Origin of the sequence: Sphingobium sp. B8D3B (genome assembly GCF_025961875.1) — a bacterium.
GTDB lineage: Bacteria > Pseudomonadota > Alphaproteobacteria > Sphingomonadales > Sphingomonadaceae > Sphingobium.
This window is the reverse complement of record NZ_JAOQON010000001.1, coordinates 2,948,526-2,969,855: the sequence shown is the minus strand read 5'-3', so window position 1 is coordinate 2,969,855 and position 21,330 is coordinate 2,948,526. Positions and strand designations below refer to the sequence as shown.

General features: G+C 65.7%; 20 protein-coding genes and 1 tRNA gene. 5 read left to right on the top strand and 16 right to left on the bottom strand.

Annotated elements, in window-relative coordinates; genetic code table 11:
- Positions 1–80: 80 nt before the first annotated feature.
- The 6 genes from M2343_RS13940 to hisB form a co-directional block, all read right to left on the bottom strand.
- Entirely contained in the window at positions 81–458 is a 378-nt protein-coding gene (locus tag M2343_RS13940; RefSeq protein WP_264577117.1) for a histidine triad nucleotide-binding protein, read from the bottom strand.
- A gap of 3 nt (positions 459–461) precedes the next feature.
- Positions 462–779, bottom strand: coding sequence for a phosphoribosyl-ATP diphosphatase (locus tag M2343_RS13935; RefSeq protein WP_264577116.1), 318 nt, complete (start codon positions 777–779; stop codon positions 462–464).
- 60 nt (positions 780–839) lie between these two features.
- Positions 840–1,604 (bottom strand): imidazole glycerol phosphate synthase subunit HisF, encoded by a 765-nt coding sequence (hisF, locus tag M2343_RS13930; protein WP_264577115.1) that lies wholly within the window; start codon positions 1,602–1,604, stop codon positions 840–842.
- Between the two features lie 110 nt (positions 1,605–1,714).
- Positions 1,715–2,461: a 1-(5-phosphoribosyl)-5-[(5-phosphoribosylamino)methylideneamino]imidazole-4-carboxamide isomerase gene (hisA, locus tag M2343_RS13925; protein ID WP_264577114.1), complete on the bottom strand. Its 747-nt coding sequence runs from the start codon at positions 2,459–2,461 to the stop codon at positions 1,715–1,717.
- On the bottom strand, positions 2,458–3,072 hold the full coding sequence (gene hisH / locus M2343_RS13920) for an imidazole glycerol phosphate synthase subunit HisH (protein ID WP_264577113.1): 615 nt from the start codon (positions 3,070–3,072) through the stop codon (positions 2,458–2,460). Before hisH ends, hisA begins: the two co-directional genes overlap by 4 nt.
- Positions 3,073–3,078: 6 nt before the next feature.
- Positions 3,079–3,672, bottom strand: a complete 594-nt coding sequence (hisB, locus tag M2343_RS13915) for an imidazoleglycerol-phosphate dehydratase HisB (protein ID WP_264577112.1) — start codon at positions 3,670–3,672, stop codon at positions 3,079–3,081.
- A gap of 109 nt (positions 3,673–3,781) precedes the next feature.
- Between hisB and M2343_RS13910 the strand changes: the two genes are divergently transcribed.
- Positions 3,782–4,261, top strand: a complete 480-nt coding sequence (locus M2343_RS13910) for an SspB family protein (protein ID WP_181561177.1) — start codon at positions 3,782–3,784, stop codon at positions 4,259–4,261.
- A 40-nt stretch (positions 4,262–4,301) separates the two neighbouring features.
- Here M2343_RS13910 and M2343_RS13905 read toward each other — a convergent pair whose 3' ends face one another.
- The 5 genes from M2343_RS13905 to M2343_RS13885 all read right to left on the bottom strand — a co-directional run bounded on the left by M2343_RS13905 (position 4,302) and on the right by M2343_RS13885 (position 7,655).
- Entirely contained in the window at positions 4,302–5,597 is a 1,296-nt protein-coding gene (locus M2343_RS13905) for a YceI family protein (protein WP_264577111.1), read from the bottom strand.
- 299 nt (positions 5,598–5,896) lie between these two features.
- A complete protein-coding gene (locus M2343_RS13900) occupies positions 5,897–6,208 on the bottom strand; it encodes a hypothetical protein (protein ID WP_264577110.1) in 312 nt (103 codons plus the stop codon).
- 315 nt (positions 6,209–6,523) lie between these two features.
- Complete coding sequence (locus M2343_RS13895; RefSeq protein ID WP_264573913.1) at positions 6,524–6,820, bottom strand: hypothetical protein; 297 nt, start codon at positions 6,818–6,820, stop codon at positions 6,524–6,526.
- An 11-nt stretch (positions 6,821–6,831) separates the two neighbouring features.
- Positions 6,832–7,335 (bottom strand): hypothetical protein, encoded by a 504-nt coding sequence (locus M2343_RS13890; protein WP_264577109.1) that lies wholly within the window; start codon positions 7,333–7,335, stop codon positions 6,832–6,834.
- Positions 7,336–7,579: 244 nt separating this feature from the next.
- Positions 7,580–7,655 (bottom strand) — tRNA-Thr (locus M2343_RS13885).
- A 224-nt stretch (positions 7,656–7,879) separates the two neighbouring features.
- Here M2343_RS13885 and M2343_RS13880 point away from each other — a divergent pair.
- Together M2343_RS13880 and M2343_RS13875 are read left to right on the top strand one after the other, a co-directional pair.
- Positions 7,880–9,202 (top strand): hypothetical protein, encoded by a 1,323-nt coding sequence (locus M2343_RS13880; protein ID WP_264577108.1) that lies wholly within the window; start codon positions 7,880–7,882, stop codon positions 9,200–9,202.
- Positions 9,203–9,341: 139 nt separating this feature from the next.
- Positions 9,342–13,997 (top strand): NAD-glutamate dehydrogenase, encoded by a 4,656-nt coding sequence (locus M2343_RS13875; RefSeq protein ID WP_413716027.1) that lies wholly within the window; start codon positions 9,342–9,344, stop codon positions 13,995–13,997.
- On the opposite strand, the gene M2343_RS13870 is transcribed toward M2343_RS13875, so the two are convergent.
- The 5 genes from M2343_RS13870 to M2343_RS13850 all read right to left on the bottom strand — a co-directional run bounded on the left by M2343_RS13870 (position 13,994) and on the right by M2343_RS13850 (position 20,241).
- Complete coding sequence (locus M2343_RS13870; protein WP_264577106.1) at positions 13,994–14,701, bottom strand: peptidylprolyl isomerase; 708 nt, start codon at positions 14,699–14,701, stop codon at positions 13,994–13,996. The genes M2343_RS13875 and M2343_RS13870 overlap by 4 nt on opposite strands.
- 132 nt (positions 14,702–14,833) lie before the next feature.
- Complete coding sequence (gene purH / locus M2343_RS13865) at positions 14,834–16,423, bottom strand: bifunctional phosphoribosylaminoimidazolecarboxamide formyltransferase/IMP cyclohydrolase (protein ID WP_264577105.1); 1,590 nt, start codon at positions 16,421–16,423, stop codon at positions 14,834–14,836.
- Between the two features lie 11 nt (positions 16,424–16,434).
- The gene (locus M2343_RS13860; protein ID WP_181561169.1) at positions 16,435–18,192 is read right to left on the bottom strand and encodes a heparinase II/III family protein; all 1,758 of its coding nucleotides are present in this window, start codon (positions 18,190–18,192) and stop codon (positions 16,435–16,437) included.
- The gene (gene rpe / locus M2343_RS13855; RefSeq protein ID WP_264577104.1) at positions 18,189–18,851 is read right to left on the bottom strand and encodes a ribulose-phosphate 3-epimerase; all 663 of its coding nucleotides are present in this window, start codon (positions 18,849–18,851) and stop codon (positions 18,189–18,191) included. Before rpe ends, M2343_RS13860 begins: the two co-directional genes overlap by 4 nt.
- A gap of 79 nt (positions 18,852–18,930) precedes the next feature.
- Positions 18,931–20,241 (bottom strand): RsmB/NOP family class I SAM-dependent RNA methyltransferase, encoded by a 1,311-nt coding sequence (locus tag M2343_RS13850; RefSeq protein WP_264577103.1) that lies wholly within the window; start codon positions 20,239–20,241, stop codon positions 18,931–18,933.
- A gap of 108 nt (positions 20,242–20,349) precedes the next feature.
- Between M2343_RS13850 and M2343_RS13845 the strand changes: the two genes are divergently transcribed.
- The gene (locus M2343_RS13845; RefSeq protein ID WP_264577102.1) at positions 20,350–20,514 is read left to right on the top strand and encodes a DUF1674 domain-containing protein; all 165 of its coding nucleotides are present in this window, start codon (positions 20,350–20,352) and stop codon (positions 20,512–20,514) included.
- 226 nt (positions 20,515–20,740) lie between these two features.
- A complete protein-coding gene (locus M2343_RS13840) occupies positions 20,741–21,307 on the top strand; it encodes a hypothetical protein (RefSeq protein WP_264577101.1) in 567 nt (188 codons plus the stop codon).
- Positions 21,308–21,330 lie beyond the last annotated feature (23 nt).

Genomic DNA, 21,330 nt, shown 5'->3' with positions numbered 1-21,330 from the left:
GACCGCCAAGCCTATAGGCTTATCGGCGACGCGCAAGGGGCTTGCGACAGGGGAAGGCGTCGATGGCAGGCAAACCGCGCTCAGCGCGCCAGCATCGGCCCCAGCGCGCGTCCGCCGAACAGATGAACGTGCAGATGCGGCACTTCCTGCCCGCCATGCGCGCCGACATTGGCGAGCAGGCGATAGCCCGGCTCCACCAGCCCCGCCTCGCGGGCAATCGCGCCGACCGCGCGCACGAAGGCCGCGATCTCGCCCTCGCTCGCGCGGGCCGAGAAATCATCCCAGCTCACATAGGCACCCTTGGGAATGACGAGAATGTGCGTCGGCGCCTGCGGGGCGATGTCATGAAAGGCGAGGACATGATCGTCCTCGAACACCTTGTTGCAGGGGATGTCTCCGCGCAGGATCTTCGCGAAGATATTGCTCTCGTCATAGAGAAGGGTCGGGTTGATCGCCATGGCTCACTCCTTTGTGCGCGATGCCTTTTCGTCCAGCCCAGAAACGCCCTCGCGCCGATCCAGCTCGGCGCAGACATCGGCAAGGGTAACGCCGCGCTCGGCGAGCAGGACGAGCAGGTGGAACAAGAGGTCGGCCGCTTCGCCGGTCAGGGCCGCCTTGTCCTCACTCAGCGCGGCAATCACCGTCTCGACGGCTTCCTCGCCGAATTTCTGCGCCATCTTGCCCAGCCCCTTGGCGCGCAGGCGGGCAACATAGGAGCTGTCGGGATCGGCCTCGCGCCGGGCGAGGATGGTCTGTTCGAGGCGGAAGAGGCTGTCCATGGCGCTTGTCCTTGCCGCTGCGTCGCCGGGCGTCAATGGCTTTTCCCGCTGACGCCGCGCTCAGAGATGGCGGACGGGAATGCCCGCAGCGGCCAATGCTGCCCGCGCCTCACGCACGCTGTGCTGGCCGAAATGGAAGATGGAGGCCGCGAGCACCGCGCTGGCATGGCCCTGCGTCACGCCCTCGACAAGATGATCGAGCGTGCCGACGCCACCGCTGGCGATGACCGGCACGGTGACCGCATCGGCAATGGCGCGGGTCAGCGCGAGATCATAGCCCTGCTTGGTGCCGTCCCCATCCATCGACGTGACGAGCAGCTCGCCTGCGCCCAGCCCCGCCAGCCGCGCGGCATGAGCCAGCGCGTCGATGCCGGTGGCGCGACGGCCGCCATGGGTGAAGATTTCCCAGCGGCCCTCACCGACCCGCCGCGCATCGACGGAGGCCACGATGCACTGGCTGCCGAACCGATCCGCAATCTCGCTCACCACTTCGGGGCGCGACACGGCGGCGCTGTTCACGGCGACCTTGTCCGCGCCGGCGAGCAGGAGCGCCCGCGCATCCTCCGCGCTGCGCACGCCACCGCCGACGGTGAGCGGCATGAAGCAGACTTCCGCCGTGCGCGCGACAATATCGAGCAGCGTGCCGCGATCCTCGTGGCTGGCGGTGATATCAAGGAAGCACAATTCATCCGCCCCGGCCGCATCATAGACCTTGGCCTGCTCGACCGGATCGCCGGCATCGCGCAGATCGACGAAGTTCACGCCCTTGACCACACGGCCATTGGCAACATCGAGACAGGGGATGATGCGGGTGCGGACGGTCACTGGACTAAATCCTCACATCCGTTCGTGTCGAGCGAAGTCGAGACACGGCCAGCACTGTCCTCGCGTGTCTCGACTTCGCTCGACACGAACGGGAGGTAGCTGCGTGACATTCACGCGGCATTCGCCACAGCAATCGCGGCCCGCAGGTCCAACCGACCATCGTAAAGCGCCCGGCCGGTCACCACGCCCTCGATGCCATCGCCAGCATGGAGGCTGAGCACCCGAATGTCCGAGATATCCGCCACGCCGCCACTGGCGATCACGGGAATGTCCACGGCCCGCGCCAGCTCGACCGTCGCATCGATGTTCACGCCCTTGAGCAGGCCGTCGCGGCCCACATCGGTGAACAGCAGTGAGGCGACACCCGCGTCCTCGAAGCGGCGGGCGAGATCGACCACCGGCATGTCCGACTTCTCGGCCCAGCCATCGGTCGCGATCATGCCGTCACGCGCGTCCACCGCGACGACGATGCCGCCGGGATAGTCTGCCGCCATATCCTTGACGAACTGCGGGTTCTTGAGCGCTGCCGTGCCGATGACGACACGCGACACGCCGAGCGCGAACCAGCCCTGCACCGCCTGCGGATCGCGAATGCCGCCGCCAAGCTGGACATGGCCGGGGAAGGCCTGGACGATGGACGCAATCGCTGCGCCATTGACGGCATGGCCGGCAAAGCTGCCGTCCAGATCTACCACATGCAGGAAATCCGAACCCTGCTCGGCCCAGATGAGCGCCTGCGCGGCGGGATCATCGCCATAGACGGTCGCCCGATCCATATCGCCCTCGGCCAAGCGGACGACCTGCCCGCCCTTGAGATCGATGGCGGGAAAAACGATGAACGGCGGAATTTCACTCATGGCGCCCACTCCAGAAAACGGGCGAGGGTCGCGAGGCCATAGGCCTGGCTCTTTTCCGGATGGAACTGAACGCCCAAAATATTGTCCTTGCCGACCGCCGCCACCAGCGGTCCGCCATGGTCGGTGGTGGCAACGACATGCGCCGCCTCCGCCGCCTCGAAATGATAGCTGTGCAGAAAATAGGCCTCGCCCGGCTCCACCAGCGGATGGGCGCACGCGCCGACCACATCATTCCAGCCCATATGCGGGATCTTGATCGCCGGATCGTCGCGCTCGATGCGTCGCACCGTGCCCGGAATCCAGCCCAGCCCCTCATGCCGCCCAAACTCCTCGCCGGCATCGGCCAGCAACTGCATGCCCACGCAAATGCCGAGGAACGGCCGCCCGACCTCGAACACCGCCTCGTGCATCGCCTCGATCATGCCCGGCAGCGCGCGCAACGGCTCGATGCAGGCGCGGAAAGCGCCCACGCCCGGCAGCACGATGCGATCGGCCCGGCGCACCACCTCGGCATCGGCGGTAATGACGACGCCATGCGCCCCGGCGGCCCGGAGCGCATTGTGCACGGAGTGGAGGTTCCCCGCGCCATAATCGATGAGCGCGATGGTCATGGACTGTCAGCCGCCCAGCGTGCCCTTGGTGGAGGGAATCGCATCGCTCTTGCGCGGATCGATCTCCACCGCCTGTCGCAGCGCGCGGGCCAGCGCCTTGAAGCAGCTCTCCACGATGTGGTGATTGTTGCTGCCATAAAGGTTCTCGACATGCAGGGTGATCCCCGCCGACTGCGCGAAGCTCTGGAACCAGTGCTCGATCAGCTCGGTGTCCCACTCACCCAGCCGATGCATGGGGATCTCCACCTTCCAGACCAGCCAGGGACGACCGGAAATGTCGAGCGCGACGCGGGTCAGCGTCTCGTCCATCGGCGCGTGCGCCTCGCCATAGCGGGCGATCCCGCGCTTGTCGCCGAGCGCCTTGGCGATCGCCTCACCGACCGCGATGCCGGTATCCTCGGTGGTGTGGTGCTGGTCGATATGCAGATCGCCGACCGCCTTCACGCTCAGATCGATCAGCGAATGGCGCGAGAGCTGCTCGAGCATATGGTCGAGAAACCCGATGCCGGTCGAAATGGAATAAGTGCCGGACCCATCGAGATTGACGCTCACCTCGATATCGGTCTCGCCGGTTTTCCGCCTGATCTCCGCGCTACGCATGGTTGCGGCCTATAACGCGCGCGGCGGACCATGCAATGCGCTTCTCGACCGTTAACGGCTGTAACGCTCTGTGCTTGACCGGCGAGCCCCCCGCGCTAGGACTGTGGCCATGACGGAAGAGCCAGCAGACAGCCTGATTCCCTATGACGAAATCGTGCAGGAGGCGCTGCGTGCGATTCCGGGGCGCGTTTTGCAGGATATTGCGCTGACGGGCGTCCTGCCGGGCAATCATCATTTCTACATCACGTTCAAGACGCAGGCGCCGGGGGTGAGCATTCCCACCTGGCTGGCGGAGCGCTTCCCGGACGAGATGACCATCGTGCTGCAGCATAAATTCTGGGATCTCAAGGTTACCGATACCAGCTTCGAGGTCGGCCTCACCTTCAATCAGGTGCCCGCGCATCTGGTGATCCCGTTCGCAGCGCTGCGCTTCTTCGTGGACCCGGCCGTCAACTTCTCGCTGGAATTCCAGGTGATGGAGAGCGGCGAGGCCGTCGAAACCATGGAGATGGCGGAAAACGATACGCCGGTCGCACAGGCCGAAGACGGCTCCAACGTGGTGACGGTAGACTTCGGCAAGAAGAAGTAAGGGGCCGCGCAAGCGCGACCCGCGCACGTCCTACTCCCGCTTACTCCGCCCGCTTTGCCTGAAAATTGAAGCTGATCGTCACGGCGTCGGGAATCGTACCGGTGTCGGACCATTCTCCGGTTCCAACGCCGAAGGCCGTGCGGTCGATGCGCGTGGAGCCGCGGGCGCGCGCAACCGTTCCGTCGATATCCAGCGTGAAATCGAGCGTCACTGGCTTTTGTTGCCCGTTGAGCGAAAGCGTGCCCGCTGCGCGGTAGCGATTGCCATCGCGATGCGTGATGCGCGATGCCCGGAAGGTCGCGCGCGGATGCGCCGCCACGCCGAAGAACTCGTCGCCGCGCAGCATGTCGTCGCGCTGGCTGTCAGCGCTGTCGACCGACGCCAGATCGACCGTCACGGCGATGCGCGAACGGGGCAGATCATCCGGGCTGAACAAAATGTCGGCATCCCAGCGTGCAAAGCCGCCTTCGATGTCGGAGCCGGAATAGGCCGTGCGGAAATTGAGCGTGCCGCCGCGCTGCACCGTCCAAGCGGCGGCCTTTTGCGCCTCATCCTTGGCTGGCTCATCGGCAGGCGCCGCTGCCTGCTTGACCGCCAAAGCATCTTCGGCTGCATTGCTGGCGTTGACGGCAGGGTCACCCGCGTTATCCGCGACCGCCACGTTTGAGCCCGCAAGACCGGCTCCCGCTTGCGCCGGGGCCTTGCCGCCGAACGGCAGCACCCAGGCCAGTGCAAAGGCCGTTAGCGCGCCCGCGATCGCGAGACCCGCCACCACATTGAGCGCGCCCCGTCTGCCCAAGGCGCTAGGCACGATGCGGCCAAGAATATCCTTGCGCAAAAAGTGGTGCCGCAGCGCTCCCGCGACATGCAGGATCACCAGCCCGGCCAGGAGCCAACCAAGCAGGCTGTGCACGGCTTCCGCCGGGTCGTGCAGGGCAGCGCTCACAGGCAGATGCGGCCATGGAATGACGCCGAACAGCAATGTCGGCACCTTGATCGCCGAGGTCGAGACGATGATCCAGCCCGTGAGCGGTCCGAGGATCATCACCACATAGAACAGGGCATGGACACCGCCGGCGAGGGCGGCGAGCAGCAGGCTCGTGTTAAGCGGACGGGGCCGGGGCACCAGCAGTCGGATCACCAGGCGCGCCACGCTGAGCAGCAGGATGCTGATGCCGATCGTCTTGTGAAGCTGATAGGCCGCGAACTGCGGCAGGCCGGCCAGATCCTCCAGGCGCCATCCCAGCGACACCTGAAAGAGCAGCAAAGCGGCAAGCAACCAGTGCAGAATAATCGCGGCAAGCGAATAGCGCGCAGGCGATTGATGCAGGCTCATGTCCGTCGCGTTCCCCCAACACCCAGTCGAATAGAGTGCCGCCGAACCTGCCAGCCGGACAGGCGCTTAGCAAGCGGGTTGGGAGCGGCGTACCGCTTCGGGGAGGGCAAGCGCTCAAAAGGCAAGGCAGTCGAAGCAGCCGCCAGACCGGGACGACCGCACAAGACCCGCCGTTAAGGAAAAAATGGTGCCACAGACGACAAAGATGGGCACTCAAATCACCGAGAAGTTTCTATTGACGCGCGTCATAGGGCGGCTTCGAAAGGTGCGTGACACGACCGCCGCCTAAAATCGGACGTTCAGTCCCTCGCGTCGCGGAGCGCTTCCAGTTCGGCCAGCCTCACCGGATCGCCGGCGGCAAGCGTTTCCTCAAGGTAGAAGCTATTGGGTATGTCGAGCACCAATTTGTGGGCCTCGCCGCTATATTCTGAGGCGATCACAGGAAATGCATCGACCAGCTCTCGAAGGAAAGCTTTGTCCAAATCTTGAAGCCTCGCTGCCATATCCTCCATCATGAGGACGGACACATCAAGATCTAACAATTCCTCATCAGTCGTATTCAAGAACAGGAAAAAATCTGCGATGATTCTGGCGATCTGTTCAACAATCATGGCTTGACCACCCTTACCTTGATGTTGGTTATCTTCATTTTTTTAAACAGCTTGAGCGCAGCAATACGCTGATCTTCATTTGGAACCTCCCAAGTTCCGATAGAGCGATTATGCGCTAGAGCCTCTGACTGGCGCAATAGCTGGTGATCGCCCGGTTTGCCGGCACATCTGAGACCCTGCCCCTAAAGCTGACATCGCTCGCGTGGTTGGTCGCGCTCGCCGGCAAGGCCAAACTGCGGAAGCCACCCTTCAGCACGCGATGAAGCACAAAGCCGTCGGCATAGGTGACGCGCAACCCGCCCTAAAACCGGACGTTCAATCCCTCGCGTCGCGGAGCGCTTCCAGTTCGGCCAGCCTCACCGGGTCGCCCGCAGCAAGTGTTTCCTCAAGGTAGAAGCTATAGGGTATGTCGAGCACCAATTTTTGGGCCTCGCCGCTATATTCTGAGGCGATCACAGGAAATGCGTCGACCAGCTCTCTAAGGAAAGCTTTGTCCAAATCTTGAAGCCTCGCCGCCATATCCTCCATCATGAGGACAGCTGCATCAGGATCAAGAACCTCATCATCGGTGAGATCGAGAAACAATATGAAATCAGCGATGATCCGCGCCACCCCTAGCACACTCATGGCTTCACCACCCTCACCTTGATGTTCGTGATCTTCATCTCTTTAAACAGCTTGAGCGCAGCGATTCGCTCGGCTTCGTTGGGCACTTCCCAAGTTCCAGTGGCGCGATTATGCGCTAGTGCTTCCGACTGCCGCAATAACTGGGCACGCGCCCTGGGGCGGTTCACGACCCTGAACTTTCGGTCGATCACATATTCACCCTGCAAGCCATCGAACTTGACCGGTCTTCTCGAGCCATCCGGCATCGTCCGCATCAACGTGGGCGCCTGACCGGGCCGCGCGCCCGTCGCGGCATCATTATATCGCTTCGCCAGCGTTCCGCGACCGAGGTTTTCCTTAACCCAGCCGATCTGCGGCGGCTCATGAGGTGGGCGAGGGACGGTTCCGCGCAGACGGCGTAACGCGGAAACTTTGCCAAGAGCCGCCTGGCGTACAAGACGCTGGCCTAGGCCGTTCTCCGCCATAATAATGTCCTGATCCGGCAAAAGTGAACCAGCCATCTTCCGGATCATGCCAAGGATTGAACTTACACTCTATCGCCGTGTCCCCGCAACGAAGGCACTTTGCCCGTGCGCAACGATGCCGAAAGGGCATGTCGCCATCCGTCCTCTGATAACTCGATCATTCGCCCCACCTCCACCTTGAGATGAGAACATTTCAGGAACATTTTCCAGCAAGTCAAGCGGACTGTCGCCAGACCCAGATGCGTGGCGATTAGCTGGGGATATCACCCGTTGGGAAAAATGGTGCCGCTTAGGTGACTCGAACACCTGACCCTCGCATTACGAATGCGATGCTCTACCGGCTGAGCTAAAGCGGCTCCGGCTCGCCGGCAAACCGGCGATCATCATGATGCGTGTCCAGTGCGGCACACGATCATGCAGGCGGGGCGCTTATCAGCGTGTGCCGGGCATGGCAAGCGCCGATCGCGTTTTCGCCTGTGGTATCGCGCGGGCCGGCGGCGATATTTGGTGCCTTTACCGGGCCTTTACCCTTCATGGCGCAGGGTTCGCCCGTTGCACGCGACCACAGGCGAATCCTCGAATGGACGTACATCACAGCCAGGCCGACGCGGTCACCACGCTGGACGAAGCCATGGATGCCCCTCCGCTCGTCCGCTTCGACGAGCGGCGCATGCACATCCGCGCCTATAATTACTGGTCTTCGCTGCTGCGCGACCGGTCGCTGCCGAGCATCGAGGATCTCAATCCCGAGGAACTGCAGGATTTCGGCTCGCACAGCGTGCTGCTGGACTTCACGGCGGGCGTCGAGGATCCGACCATTGCCTTCATCGGTCCTGCTCTGGCCGCGCAGTGCGATATCGACACCTCCGTGCGCCGGGCCAGCCAGGTTCCGGCGCGCACATTGCTCTCCCGCCTGACCGACCATTATCTGCAGATCGTGGCCAACGCCGCACCGATCGGGTTCGAGGCGGAGTTCACCAACCAGCGTGGCGTCGAGGTCATGTATCGCGGCATCATGATGCCCTTCTCGACCCGCGATGACGCGATCGACTTCGTCTATGGCGTGATCAACTGGAAGGAGGTCGCGACGGACGCGCTGACCGAAAGCATCATCGCGCAGGCCGAGGCCGCCGCGCCGGTGCGTGTGAGGACGACCGACGCCACCGCCATCTGGGCCGATGGCCCCTCCGCGCAGACGATCGCGGCTGCGTCCGTGACCGATTTCGCCGAAGACGTGCCGACCGACGATGCGCTGGACCTGACCAGCGAGACGATCACCCTGCCGGACCAGGATACGGCGCTGGCCGACATGCTGGCCCTGGCGCGCGATGCCGCCATGGCCGCCCATGCCCAAGAGGGGCGGACACGCCACGCGCTCTACCGCGCGGTCGGGCTCGCGCATGCGCTGGCGCAGGTCGCCGCCGCCCGGCCGGAGGATTATGCCGCGCTGCTCGCCGACTCCGGCATAGCCGTGCAGCCCCGCAGCCCGCTGACGGCGCTGGTGAAGCTGGTCTTCGGCACGCATTATGACAAGACGCGCCTGGCCGAGTTCGTCTGCGCCATCCAGTTCGCGCTCGACGCGCGGATGCAGCCGGGCGCCCTGATCGCGCATCTTCATGCCACGGTGGGCGGCCTCAAGGGCGTGGTGGCGCAGGTCCGCGCGGCGCGCCGCAACGAAGCTCCCAAACAGCCGCACAAGGCCATCGCGCGCTCCCGCAGGGTGCTGAAGCAGGCCCCCGCCCTCCCCGCCGATCAACTGGTCGTGGACGGCGAAGGGCTGGCCGTGGTGATCATGCGGCGAGAGGCCGATGGCTCGCTTGCGATGGTCGCAGCGCTCGACGGCGCCGACCAGCTTGCCGAACGGGTTCTGACGAAAGCCGCCAAGGCACTTCCGGCGTCCTAAGCCGGCGCGGAGCATAAGCAGGCCGAGCAATGGTCCGGTTGCGGACCCTGCCGGCGGGGTTTAACCACACAGGCCCGACACTGCTTCCACAGATGTGCGTTAGGCAGACAAGGGCCGGCACAAGTGGAAGAGGATGTCCATGACCATCAAGACCAATCGCGACGACGCGCTGACGGCAGCCATCGCGGAGGCACTGGCCAAGGGCGTGCTCGAAAGCGAGCAGCAATCGCCCCAACCGGACCAATGGGACGAGGCGGCGCGCTTCGTGCTGGAAGCCGCCGCAATGCGCAGGGATGGCGAGAGCGCCATCCTCATCGACAGCCTGACCGATGAGCGCAGTGCCGGCGCCGCGAGCCGGCGGCAGCGCATCGCCATCATCAACGCCGACATGCCCTTTCTTGTCGACAGCATCGGCAATTGCCTGAGCCAGGCCGATCTGGTGATCCACGTGCTCGCCCACCCGATTCTCCCGGTGCGGCGTAACGAGGACGGCGGGTTGCTGGCCATTGGCGATGAGGACGGCGCCGTCCGCGAATCGCTGATTTATATCGAGACCGACCGCATCGACGCGCGCGGTCGGCGGGAGCTTTGTCGGGCGCTGGAGGAAACCCTGTGCCACGTCCGCGCGGCGGTGAGCGACTGGCGGGCGATGATCGATGCGCTCAATGCCGATGCCAATCGCCTGGGTGCGGGCGAAGGCGGCGACTTTCTACGCTGGCTGCTCAAGGGCAATCTCACCCAATTGGGGCACGAGCTTTGGACGCCGAATGCCCAGCCAAGCCGGCGCAAGGGCATTTGCCGGGCCGCCGAAAGCCCCGTGCTTTCGGACCAGTCCGCCGCTGCGGCCCTGGCCTGGTTCGAATCTGGCCATGCCGGGCCGCTGATCCTCAAATCCAACATGATGGCGAAGGTCCATCGCCATGTGCTGATCGACCTGTTCCTCGTGCCGGTGCGGGAAGAGGGCAAGATCACCGCCATTTCCATCCATGCCGGTCTGTGGACGAGCGCAGCGCTCGCCACCGCGCCGGAGGATGTGCCCATCCTGCGCGACACGCTTTCGGGATTGATGGCGCGGTTCGGCTACAATCCCTCCGGTCATGCCGGCAAATCGCTGGTGCACGCCCTCACCGCCCTGCCGCACGACCTGATGCTGGCGTTCAGCGCGCAGGACCGGGACCGCATCACGCTCACCGCCATGTCGCTGGCCGACCGGCCCCGCCCCAAGCTGGAGCTGGTGAGCGATGTGCTGGGCCGGCACCTCTTCGCCTTCGTCTGGATGATGCGCGACGACCTCTCGACCAGCCGTCGCGAAGGTATCTCCGCGCTGATCGCCTCGGCGGCGCACGCCAGCCTGCTCGGCTGGTCCATCGCGCTGGAAGAGAGCGGTCTGGCGCTGGTGCGCTTCACCTTCGACCTGCGTGATGAAGGACAGGTGCCCGATGCCGAGGCGCTGGACCTGCAGATCGCGCAACTGCTGCGCGGCTGGACGCCAGCCGTGGAACAGGGCCTCATCGAACTGGGCGAAAGTTCACGCGCCGCCGTGCTCGCCCAGCGCTACGCGCCGACCTTCCCGATGTCCTACCGGGAAAGCGCCGGGCCGGACGAAGCCGCCCGGGACGTGCTGGCGCTGCACCAACTCACCGGCCCCGATGATCGCAGCGTGCGCTTCTACCGCATCGCGCAGGATGGCGACCACCAGCTGCGGGTGAAGATCTATTCGCTTGAACCGCTCGTTCTGTCCGAAGCGGTGCCGGCGTTCGAGAATTTCGGCTTCCGGGTGCTGGAGGAGCGCAGCACCAGCGCGGGGACGGAGGGGTCGCTCGGTCATATCCAGCGCTTCACCCTGGAGCGGCAGGATGGCGGCCCGGCGGCCGAGGTGCTCGACCGCGCGGCAATTGTCAGCGAGGCGCTCGATGCCGTGCTGGAGGGCCGGGCGGAGAATGATCGCTTTGCCGAACTGATCGTCACGGCGCAGCTGGGGCCGCGCGACATCGTCTTCCTGCGCGCCATCTTCCGCTATCTGCGCCAGACCGGCCTTGCCTACGGCCTTTTGACCGTCGTCGAAACACTGCGGCGCGAGGCGCATATCGCCCGCCAGATCGTGGACCTGTTCTTTGCGCTGCACGATCCCGCGCGCGGCAAGGATGCCGATGACGCCGCGACGATCAATGCCGCCATCGACACTGCGCTCGAAGGCGTCAAAGGCCTCGACGAAGACCGCATCCTGCGGCTCTATCGTGCCGTGGTCAACGCGACGCTGCGGACAAACGCCTTCACCCCGGCCGCGCAGGAGGCGCTGGCTTTCAAGCTGGACAGCGCGCTGGTGCCCGGCCTGCCTAAACCGCTGCCCTGGCGCGAGATCTGGGTCTATTCGCCGCGCGTGGAAGGCATCCACCTGCGCACCGGGCGCATCGCCCGCGGCGGGCTGCGCTGGTCCGACCGGCGCGATGACTTCCGCACCGAGATATTGGGGCTGATGAAAGCCCAGCGGGTCAAGAATGCGGTCATCGTGCCGACCGGCGCCAAAGGCGGCTTCTACCCCAAGATGCTGCCCAACCCGGCGAGCGACCGCGATGCGTGGCTGGCCGAAGGCACCGAGAGCTACCGCGTGTTCATCCGGGCGCTGCTCTCCGTCACCGACAATATCGTCAAGGGCAAGACCGTGCACCCAAAGGGCATGGTCATCCGCGACGGCGCCGACCCCTATTTCGTGGTGGCGGCCGACAAGGGCACGGCGAGTTTCTCGGACGTCGCCAATGCCATCGCCATCGATCATGATTTCTGGCTGGGCGATGCCTTCGCTAGCGGCGGCTCCAACGGCTATGACCACAAGGCGATGGGCATCACCGCGCGCGGAGCGTGGATCAGCGTGCAGCGCCATTTCGCGGAAATGGGCGTCGACGTGCAGAAGGACCCGGTGCGGGTGATCGGCGTGGGCGACATGTCCGGCGACGTGTTCGGCAACGGCATGCTGCTCAGCAAGAGCATCCGCCTGGTCGCGGCGTTCGACCACCGCCATATCTTCATCGATCCCGACCCCGATGCATCCGCCAGCTGGAAGGAGCGCCAGCGCCTGTTCAAGCTGCCGCGCTCAAGCTGGGCGGATTACAAGGCAAGCCTGATCAGCGAAGGCGGCGGCGTGTTCGCCCGCAGCGAAAAGAGCATCCCGCTCAGCCCGCAGATGCAGGCGCTGGTCGGCACCGACCAGACGGCCATGGAGCCGGCGGCGCTGATTTCGGCGCTGCTGCGCGCGGAGACCGATCTGCTCTGGTTCGGCGGCATCGGCACCTACATCAAGGCCGCCAACCAGAACAACGCCGAGGTCGGCGACACCGCAAACGACCGTCTGCGCGTGGATGGCGAGGACGTGCGCGCCAAGGTAATCGGTGAGGGCGCCAATCTGGGCGTCACCCAGGCCGGGCGCATCGCCTATGCGCTCAAGGGCGGGCGGATCAACACCGACTTCATCGACAATAGCGCGGGCGTCGATTGCTCCGATAATGAAGTGAACATCAAGATCGCGCTCAACAAGGAGGTCGCCGAAGGGCGGCTTGCGCAGGAGGCGCGCAACGATCTGCTGCGGGCCATGACCGATGAGGTCGCCGCCATCGTTCTGGAAGACAATCGCCTGCAGGCGCTCGGCCTCTCCATCGCGGAGCAGGGCGGGAGCGCGGACCTCGCCTCCTATGTCCACCTGATCCACACGCTGGAGGATGGCGGGCATCTCGACCGCAAGGTGGAGGGTCTTGCCCCGGATGAGGAACTGATGCGCCGCGCCGGTGACGGGTTGGGGCTGACAAGGCCGGAGCTGGCCGTGCTGTTCTCGACCGCGAAGCTGACGCTGCAGGACGCCATCGAGAAGAGCGACCTTGCCCGCGATCCCGCGCTGGAAAGCGACCTGATCGGCGCCTTCCCACCCCTGATGCAGCAGCGCGAGGGGGATGCGATTGCCGCCCACCAGCTGCGCGACGAGATCATTGCCACCAAGATCGCCAACCGCATCGTCAATCGCCTCGGCGTGATCCTGCCCTTTGCCCTCACCGAGGAAGCCAGTTGCTCGCTCGATGAAATTGCCCATGCCTTCGTGATCGCCGAGCGTCTGTTCGGCGTGCGGCAGCTCTGGGACGATATCGACAGCGCCGATCTCTCCGAGCAGGCGCGGCTCGCCCTCTACCGCAGCGTCGCCAATGCGATGGCAGGCCATATCGGCGATGCGCACCGCTCCTTGCCGACTGGCATCGCGCCGCACAAAGCGATGGCGATGCTCGATGGCGCCATCGACACGCTCAAGACCAAGGTCGACAGCCTGCTGCAGCCCGAGCCGCTCAAGGCCGCCGAAGCCATGAGAGCCATGCTCACCAGCCTCGGCGTGCCGGATGCGCTGGCCGAACGGACCGTGATGCTGGTGAAAATGGATGGCGCCATCGGCCTTGCCATGCTCGCGCAGAAGGGGTCGCAGGACGCGCTGAGCGTTGCCGCCGCCTTCACGCGGCTGGGCAGCCTGCTCGGCATCGACTGGCTTCAGGCCCTCGCCGCCCAGATGACGCCGAGCGACCCGTGGGAACGCTTGCTGGTTGCCGGCAGCGCGCGGGAATTGCAGCAGATGCGGCTCGGCTTCCTGGCCCGCGCCGGCGCGAAGACGAGCGAGGAGCATCTCGATCGCTGGCTCGCGGAGAACAAGGTTGCGGTGGAGAAGTTCACGGACTTCATTGCGCGCGCCCGGCAGGCCCCTGCGCCTTCCGCCGCCATGGTCGCGGAACTGACCGGACAGGCCCGGACGCTGCTCAGCCGCTAGCGAACCGCGCCGCGCGGGCTCACCAGCCAGGGCTTCACCACGCCGCTCGGCTTGGGCGTGCCATCGAGCCGCACGGCGCGCTTGATCGTGACGCGGTCCTTGATCATCTGGCCGAACATCACGCCGCGCCCGCAGCAGGTGTCGCGCGCCATGATGCGCTTGACCACATCCATGCCCGCGACCACCTGGCCGAAGGCGGCATAGCCGGCATAGCCCGGCCTTGCATCGAGCGTGGGATTGGCGCCGACCTGAATGGAGAAGTTGCCGGTGCCCGAATTCGGCTCCTTGTGGCGCGCCATGGAAATGGTGCCATCCAGATGCTTGAGGCCAGTCTGGTCGGTCGGCTCCAGCTCCACGGTGGGGAAGTAGACCCGCCGCGCCTCGGTATCGATGCCGCCCTGGACGAAGCCCGACTTGGGATCGTTCTTGCGGCGGAAGGCGCGGTAGAAGCTCGTCCCGTCCAGCCGGCCGTCATCCACATAAATCATGAAATTGGCGACTGTCTTGGGCGCGCGCCGGGCGTTCAAAGCGAGCACGATGTTGCCCATGTCCGTCTCCAGCCGCACGCGGATGAAGCCCGGCGTCGGCTTGCTCGCGCTTTGCGCAAGCAACGGCCCGGGCAGCGCAACCAGCAGCAGGGAGAAAAGAGCGAGGAAGATGAGGTTGAGGCGCAGGACGGGGACAGGCTGAAGAAACAAGAGCATCGATCCGGGCAGTGGCAAGGCGGGCGAAGCCGCATCATGTCACATCGCGGCGGCCGGCATCAACCCGCCGGCGCGCAGAACCGGGCGGACCGAGGCCCGCTCCGGCTGCATGCCTACTTCTGCCGGCACAGCTTAGTGGCGGAAGTGCCGCATCCCGGTGAAGACCATCGCCAGACCGGCTTCGTCCGCCGCCGCGATCACCGCGTCGTCGCCCAGCGATCCGCCCGGCTGGATCACCGCGCGTGCGCCAGCCTCGGCCGCTGCGAGCAGGCCATCGGGGAAGGGGAAGAAGGCATCGGACGCCACGGCGCTGCCGACAGTGCGCGGCTCGCTCCAGCCCGCCGCCTCGGCCGCCTCGCGCGCGCGGATGGCCGCGATGCGGGAGGAATCGCGCCGGTTCATCTGCCCGGCACCGATGCCCGCGGTCACGCCATCCTTGGCATAGACGATGGCATTGGAGCGGACATGCTTGGCGACGGTCCAGGCAAACAGGCAGTCGGCCAGTTCCTGATCGGTCGGCGCCCGCTTGGTCACCACCTTGAGGTCATCGCGGCTGATGCGGCCATTGTCGCGCGTCTGCACCAGCATGCCGCCCGCAATGGACTTCATCGTCATGCCCGCGCGTGCCGGATCGGGCAGCGGGCCGGTGAGGATGAGCCGCAGATTCTTCTTCTTCGCGAACACGGCGCGTGCGGCATCATCGGCATCCGGCGCGCAGACGACTTCGGTGAAGATCTCGGTGATCGCTTCGGCCGTCGGCCCGTCGAGCGGCCGGTTGACTGCAATGATGCCGCCAAAGGCCGACACTGTGTCGCATTGGAAGGCGGCGCGATAGGCGTCGATCAGCGTCTCGCCGGTGGCAACGCCGCAGGGATTGGCGTGCTTGATGATGACCACCGTGGGCGGCCCGTCGCGGAACTCGCTGACCAGCTCCATCGCCGCATCGGCATCGGCCAGATTATTGTAGCTCAGCTCCTTGCCCTGCACCTGCCGGTGATCGGCAAGGCCGCCCTGGGGCGCGAAGGCCGGCAGATACAGCGCGGCCTGCTGGTGCGGGTTTTCGCCATAACGCAGCGACTGGCCGAGCCGCAGCGGCACCGCCATGCGGGGCGCGAACGGCTCGCCCTGATCCACCGTGGCGAACCAGCTTGCGATCATGGCGTCATATTCCGCCGTCGCGGCATAGGCCTTGGCGGCGCAGAGGCGCCGGAAATCATAGCTGGTCGCGCCGCCCTTCTCGTCCATCTCCTCGATCAGGCGCGCATAATCGGCCGGATCGGTCAGGATCGTCACGCTGGCGTGGTTCTTGGCCGCCGAGCGGACCATCGAGGGACCGCCAATATCGATATTCTCGATCACCTCGTCGCGGTCCGCGCCCTTGGCGACGGTGGCGGCGAAGGGATAGAGATTGACCACGACGAGATCGATCGCGCCGATCTCATGCGCCTCCATCGCTGCGACATGTTCGGCATTGTCGCGCACCGCGAGCAGGCCGCCATGGACCTTGGGGTGCAGCGTCTTGACGCGCCCGTCCATCATCTCGGGAAAACCGGTGAGGTCCGAAATATCCTGCACCTCAAGCCCCGCCTCGCGCAGCGCCTTGGCCGTGCCGCCGGTGGAAACCAGCTCCACGCCATGGCGCGCCAGCGCGGCGCTCAGCTCGAATAGCCCGGTCTTGTCGGACACCGAAAGGAGTGCCCGCCGGATCGTCACATCCTGCATCTGTCTTGTCCTTATCCCGATTTCTTGAGCAGCCAGCCGATGCTTGTTCCGCCCGGCCCCGTGGTGGCGCTCACCACGAGTTGCTGCGTGGGGTGGGGCCTGCCTTCGCCGTCCACCCAGAGGCTTTCTTCCACTGCAAGTTCCCCAGCGCCGACCCGGAACTGCCACAAGGCACCGCTGGGCAAGCGCAAGAGCGCGCCCTGCCGGTCAGCGGTCAACGTCGGCTCGATATCCGGGCCGAGATGGAAGCGGATGGCGAGCGGGCAGCTGACCGGCTTGCGGCGGCGGCTACCGGGCAGCAGCACGTCCTCGCCGCGCAGCTCCCGCCCTTCATGCGTGAGAACCAGCGTGCGCCGATGCAAATGGCCAAGGCGCCGCGCATAGCCATCATGCGCAATTTCGAGCCGGCTGCCCTGCTCATGCTCCTGCCGATCCAGCTCGACTTCGCTCACGCCCTTGCCGAGCGCGCCATCGGGGAGGATCGCGGTGGAATTGGTATCGTCCAGGACCAGCGTCGAATGCGCCGCCGTTGTGCGCAGACCCTGGGTCAGATCAGCCGGGAGAGAAGCGCCCGCCAGTGCCGCGCCGCCGCAATTGACGATGAGCCGCACCGGCCCATCCGACACTTCCAGCGCTGTCGTCGAGGCGCAGCCATTGGAGGCCAGCCGAGCCACCGGCGGCGGGGCCGCATCGACCTGAACGACAGTCGTGCCGCCGCTCAGCCGCTGATAGCCCCAGTCGCGTGCCTGCCGCAGCGGCCGGGCGCGAATGCCGGAGGCCGCGACGATAGCGGTAATCCGTGCGGGATCGAGCGGCGCCCCGCCCTGCCAGCTTCCGGGCGCGCCATCGCCATGCAATATGCCGAGCAGGGCCGCGACGATGCGCTCCATCGTTTCAGCCAGCCAGGCCGGCAGGTCGGCGCGGCGGACGTCATAGACGGCGCGCAGCATCGCCAGCAGCGTGATCGCCTCGACCTGCTCCAGCGGCGAGCGGGAAATGATGCCGCCATCGCTCGAAAAGCCCGTCTCCAGCGCACGCCGCAGCCCGGCCTCGCCAAATATCCGTCGCGGATCGCCACCGGGCAGCAGCAGGCCGGCCGCAACGATGCCGGTCCAGGCAATCACGCGCGGCAGGCCGAGCGGCGCCTTGTCCGCGCCCCGATCGAGATGACGCGCCGTGCGCGCGATGCTGTTGAGCACCAGGCTGCGGTAGACGAGATCGTTGCTCGAGAGGATCAGCGGCGAATAGGCCGTCCAGTACAGGATACGCCATCCGGCATTATCGGCACGCCAGGCAGGGTCGGTCGGCTTTTCGGCATGGGCGGTCAGCCAGGCCCGCATCTGCGCCTCGGCGACGGGCACCGCATTGTCCCGCGTGGTGGCGGCCGCCAGATCGCGCATCCAGCGGAAACTGTGGAGATAATCCACGAACTCCGCCGGCTGCTCGATGCGGCGCCAGTCCAGCGTGGCCACGGGCTGCTTGAGCCCGCGAAACAGGAAATAGCCCGCCCGCAGCGCCTTGCCCGCCCGCGCGTCGCCCGGAATGCCGTCATCCGGCACGGCGAGCAGCTTGAGCGGATATTTGCCCTTGAGCCGCATATTGTGGAACGGCGTCGCCCAACTGAGGCGGTAGAAGTGATTGGCCAGCCGCTCGGTCAGCGACACACCCCGATCGTCCGAGACGCGAATCAGCCGCTTGCCCCGCTCAATACCGTCTTCCACCGGCGGTTCCGGGGGCGGCGTAGGCGTGGGGAGCGGCCGGGCGCTCATCCGCCCCTCAGCATCCGGATGTTGTCGGCATAGGATGCCGGGCCACCCCGGAAGGTCGCGGTGCCCGCCACCAGCACATCGGCCCCCGCCGCAATCACGCGCGACGCGGTAACGGCGTCCACGCCGCCATCCACTTCCAGAGCGATCTCCTTGCCGGTCTTGTCGATGGCCTTGCGCACGGCCTCGATCTTGCGAAGCTGGCTGTCGATGAAGCTCTGGCCGCCAAAGCCGGGGTTCACGCTCATGATCAGGACCAGATCGAGATCCTCGAGCAGATAGTCCAGCATCTTGGCCGGCGTGCCGGGATTGAGCGAAACGCCCGCCTTCTTGCCCAGCGCCTTGATGCGCTGCACGGTGCGGTGAATGTGCGGCCCGGCCTCGGGATGCACGGTCAGGATATCCGCGCCGGCCTCCGCAAACGCATCGAGAAAGCTGTCCACCGGCGAGATCATCAGATGCACGTCGAGCGGCTTCTGGGTATGCGGCCGCAGCGCCTTCACGACCATCGGGCCGATGGTGATGTTGGGCACGAAATGCCCGTCCATCACATCGACATGGATCCAGTCGGCACCCGCCTCGTCAACGGCGCGGACCTCCTCGCCCAGGCGCGCGAAGTCAGCGGAGAGGATCGACGGGGAAATACGCACGGATGGCATCATGAATTTCGCTTAACCCTGCGATTCGGACAGTGCAACTGCCACAGGCCGAAAGTTGTGGATGGATTGGGCCGCGCGTGCCCTAAACCGAGTCAGAGCGGGACAGGCTGGCGATGAAGAATCCATCGAGCCCGCCCGCGGGCATCAACGCACCGGGGAGAAGGCGCAGCACATGCCCGTCCGCCACGAGCCCCTCGGGCAGCAAGGCCGTGTCGATCGGCCGTGGCAGCATCTCGGGATGGTTCGCGCGCAGGGTGTCCATCTGCGCCTCGCCCTCCTCGGGCTCCAGCGAACAGGTGGCGTAAACAAGCACGCCACCGGGCTTCAGCCAGCCTGACACGCGCGCGACGAGCGCCGCCTGGATTTCGGCCATCTCGGCAATCTGTCGCGGGCCGACGCGGTGCAGCACGTCCGGGTGGCGCCGGAAAATGCCGGTCGCGCTACAGGGCGCATCGAGCAGGATCGCGTCCACCGGCGCGTCCGGCGCCCAGTTGGTGAGGTCGGCGCGCAGCACAGCTGCCTCAAGCCCGGTACGCGCAAGATTGGCCTGCATCCGCTCCAGCCGGCGCTGGGACTGGTCCACAGCGGTGACAGTCCAGCCCGCAGCCGCAAGCTGCATGGTCTTGCCGCCAGGCGCCGCGCACAGATCGAGCACGGAACGGCCTCCCCCCGCCCCGAGCAGCCGGGCCGGAAGCGAGGCGGCGAGGTCCTGCACCCACCACTGCCCCTCGGCATAGCCGGGCAGGGCTGTTACCTCGCTATCCGCCGGCAAACGGACGTGACCGGGCATAAGCGACACGCCGCCAAGCCGCTCCGCCCATTCTTCCGTCGCCCCGGCATCGCGCAATGTGAGATCGAGCGGAGGACGGTGCGCGATCAGCTGCCGCGCCGCGACGATAACCTCTTCGCCCCACGCCGCGCTCCAGCGCGCCTCGACCTCATCCGGCAGGCGCGGCGCCTCGGGGAGAGCCAGCTGGCGCCGGAACAAGGTGCCCAGAACGCCGTGAACGAGCTTGCGCGGCCCGCCATCGACCAGGGGCAGGGACGTCGCAATCACGGCATGAGGGGGTGTTTCGAGGATGAGCGCCTGCGCCAGCGCCAGCCGCAGCACCATGCGCGCCTTCGCGTCCACGGGCAGCGGACGGGCGGTTGCGCTGTCGATCAGCGCATCCAGTTCCGTCATGTACCGCAACACCCCGGCCGCGATGCCATGCGCCAAGGCGCGGTCTGGCGGATGGCTGATGTTGCGGGCCGCGGCCCCCAGCGCCTGTTCGAGCGGCTGCCCCCGCCGGATCACCGCATCGAGCAGGCTGAGCGCCGCTCGCCGGGCAGGGAGACCGGCAGGTTGGGCATTTTGAGGGACGTGCTGCGATTTGGCGGTTGGGCGGGACATGGCTTGGCCCTATAACAGCTAAAGTCGATACGTGGCCGGGAAATGCCGCTTATGGCATCATCAGGTCACGGACCGCGTGCCATTGGCACGAAAACGGAGCATTAAAGCGTGGGAAAACGCCCCGATCATCTCAAGCCGCCGAGCTACCTTTCGAAAAACCCGCCGGTGCCCCAGCCGGAGCAAGCCCCGGCGCAGCCGCGCCCTTCTGACGAAGGACTGGACCCGACGCGCTTCGGCGATTGGGAGCGCAAGGGCATCGCAGTTGATTTCTGAGCGCCACCCCCTGCACGCAATGTTGCATTTTTTTGGCGTTCGCCTTGGTTCAACGCAATTTTCGGATGCACTCTCGGCGCCTATCGGTCATATAGTACACTTAACACTCCACAAAGAGAGTGGGACGAAGAGTCGGTTCGCTGGTCTTGGGGCGAGATGCCATTGTGTCTGCTGTGATGATCCCACCATCATGCCGATGCGCGCTGTTGCCTGACGGATGAGCAACGTGTCCGATTCCCACCGAACTTCTGCTTCGCCCGGCAACAATGCCGGTGTCGAGCAAGGAACGCCGGTCGGTTCTCCCACGCCGACCGGCGAACCGCTTAATGAAGACCAGCCCGATCTTTTCCCCGGCGCACGACCTGCGACTGTGCCTGCCGATGGCGATGCCGCGCTGCTGCAGGCGGTCGGCCGCCTGATTCTCGCCTGGGGCCAGCTTGAGCGGACGACCGCCGACAAGGTTTTCACCATGCGCGAATCGTTCGGCGATGTCCGCTCCGTCGGCGGACGAACCCGCCCCACACTGCAAAAGCTGCTCGCCGAACTGCGCGCGCTGGTCGCCATGCGCGACCGCCACGATCAGGATGCGCTGGCGGTGATCGCCACCATCGATGGCAGCCTCCAGCGCACCGCCCAGTTCCGCCAGCTGATCATCGACGGCGCCCAGGGCGCATCCGGCAAGATCCTGAATTGCCGGGATATCAAGAACTGCCCGCTCGAAATCGGCCTGCGGGAAGTCGAGCGGGAAGCCGCCTCGCTCGACCGGATTTGTGCGCAGATCGCGGAAATCTAGGCGAGCGGGGGCGAGGCTGATCC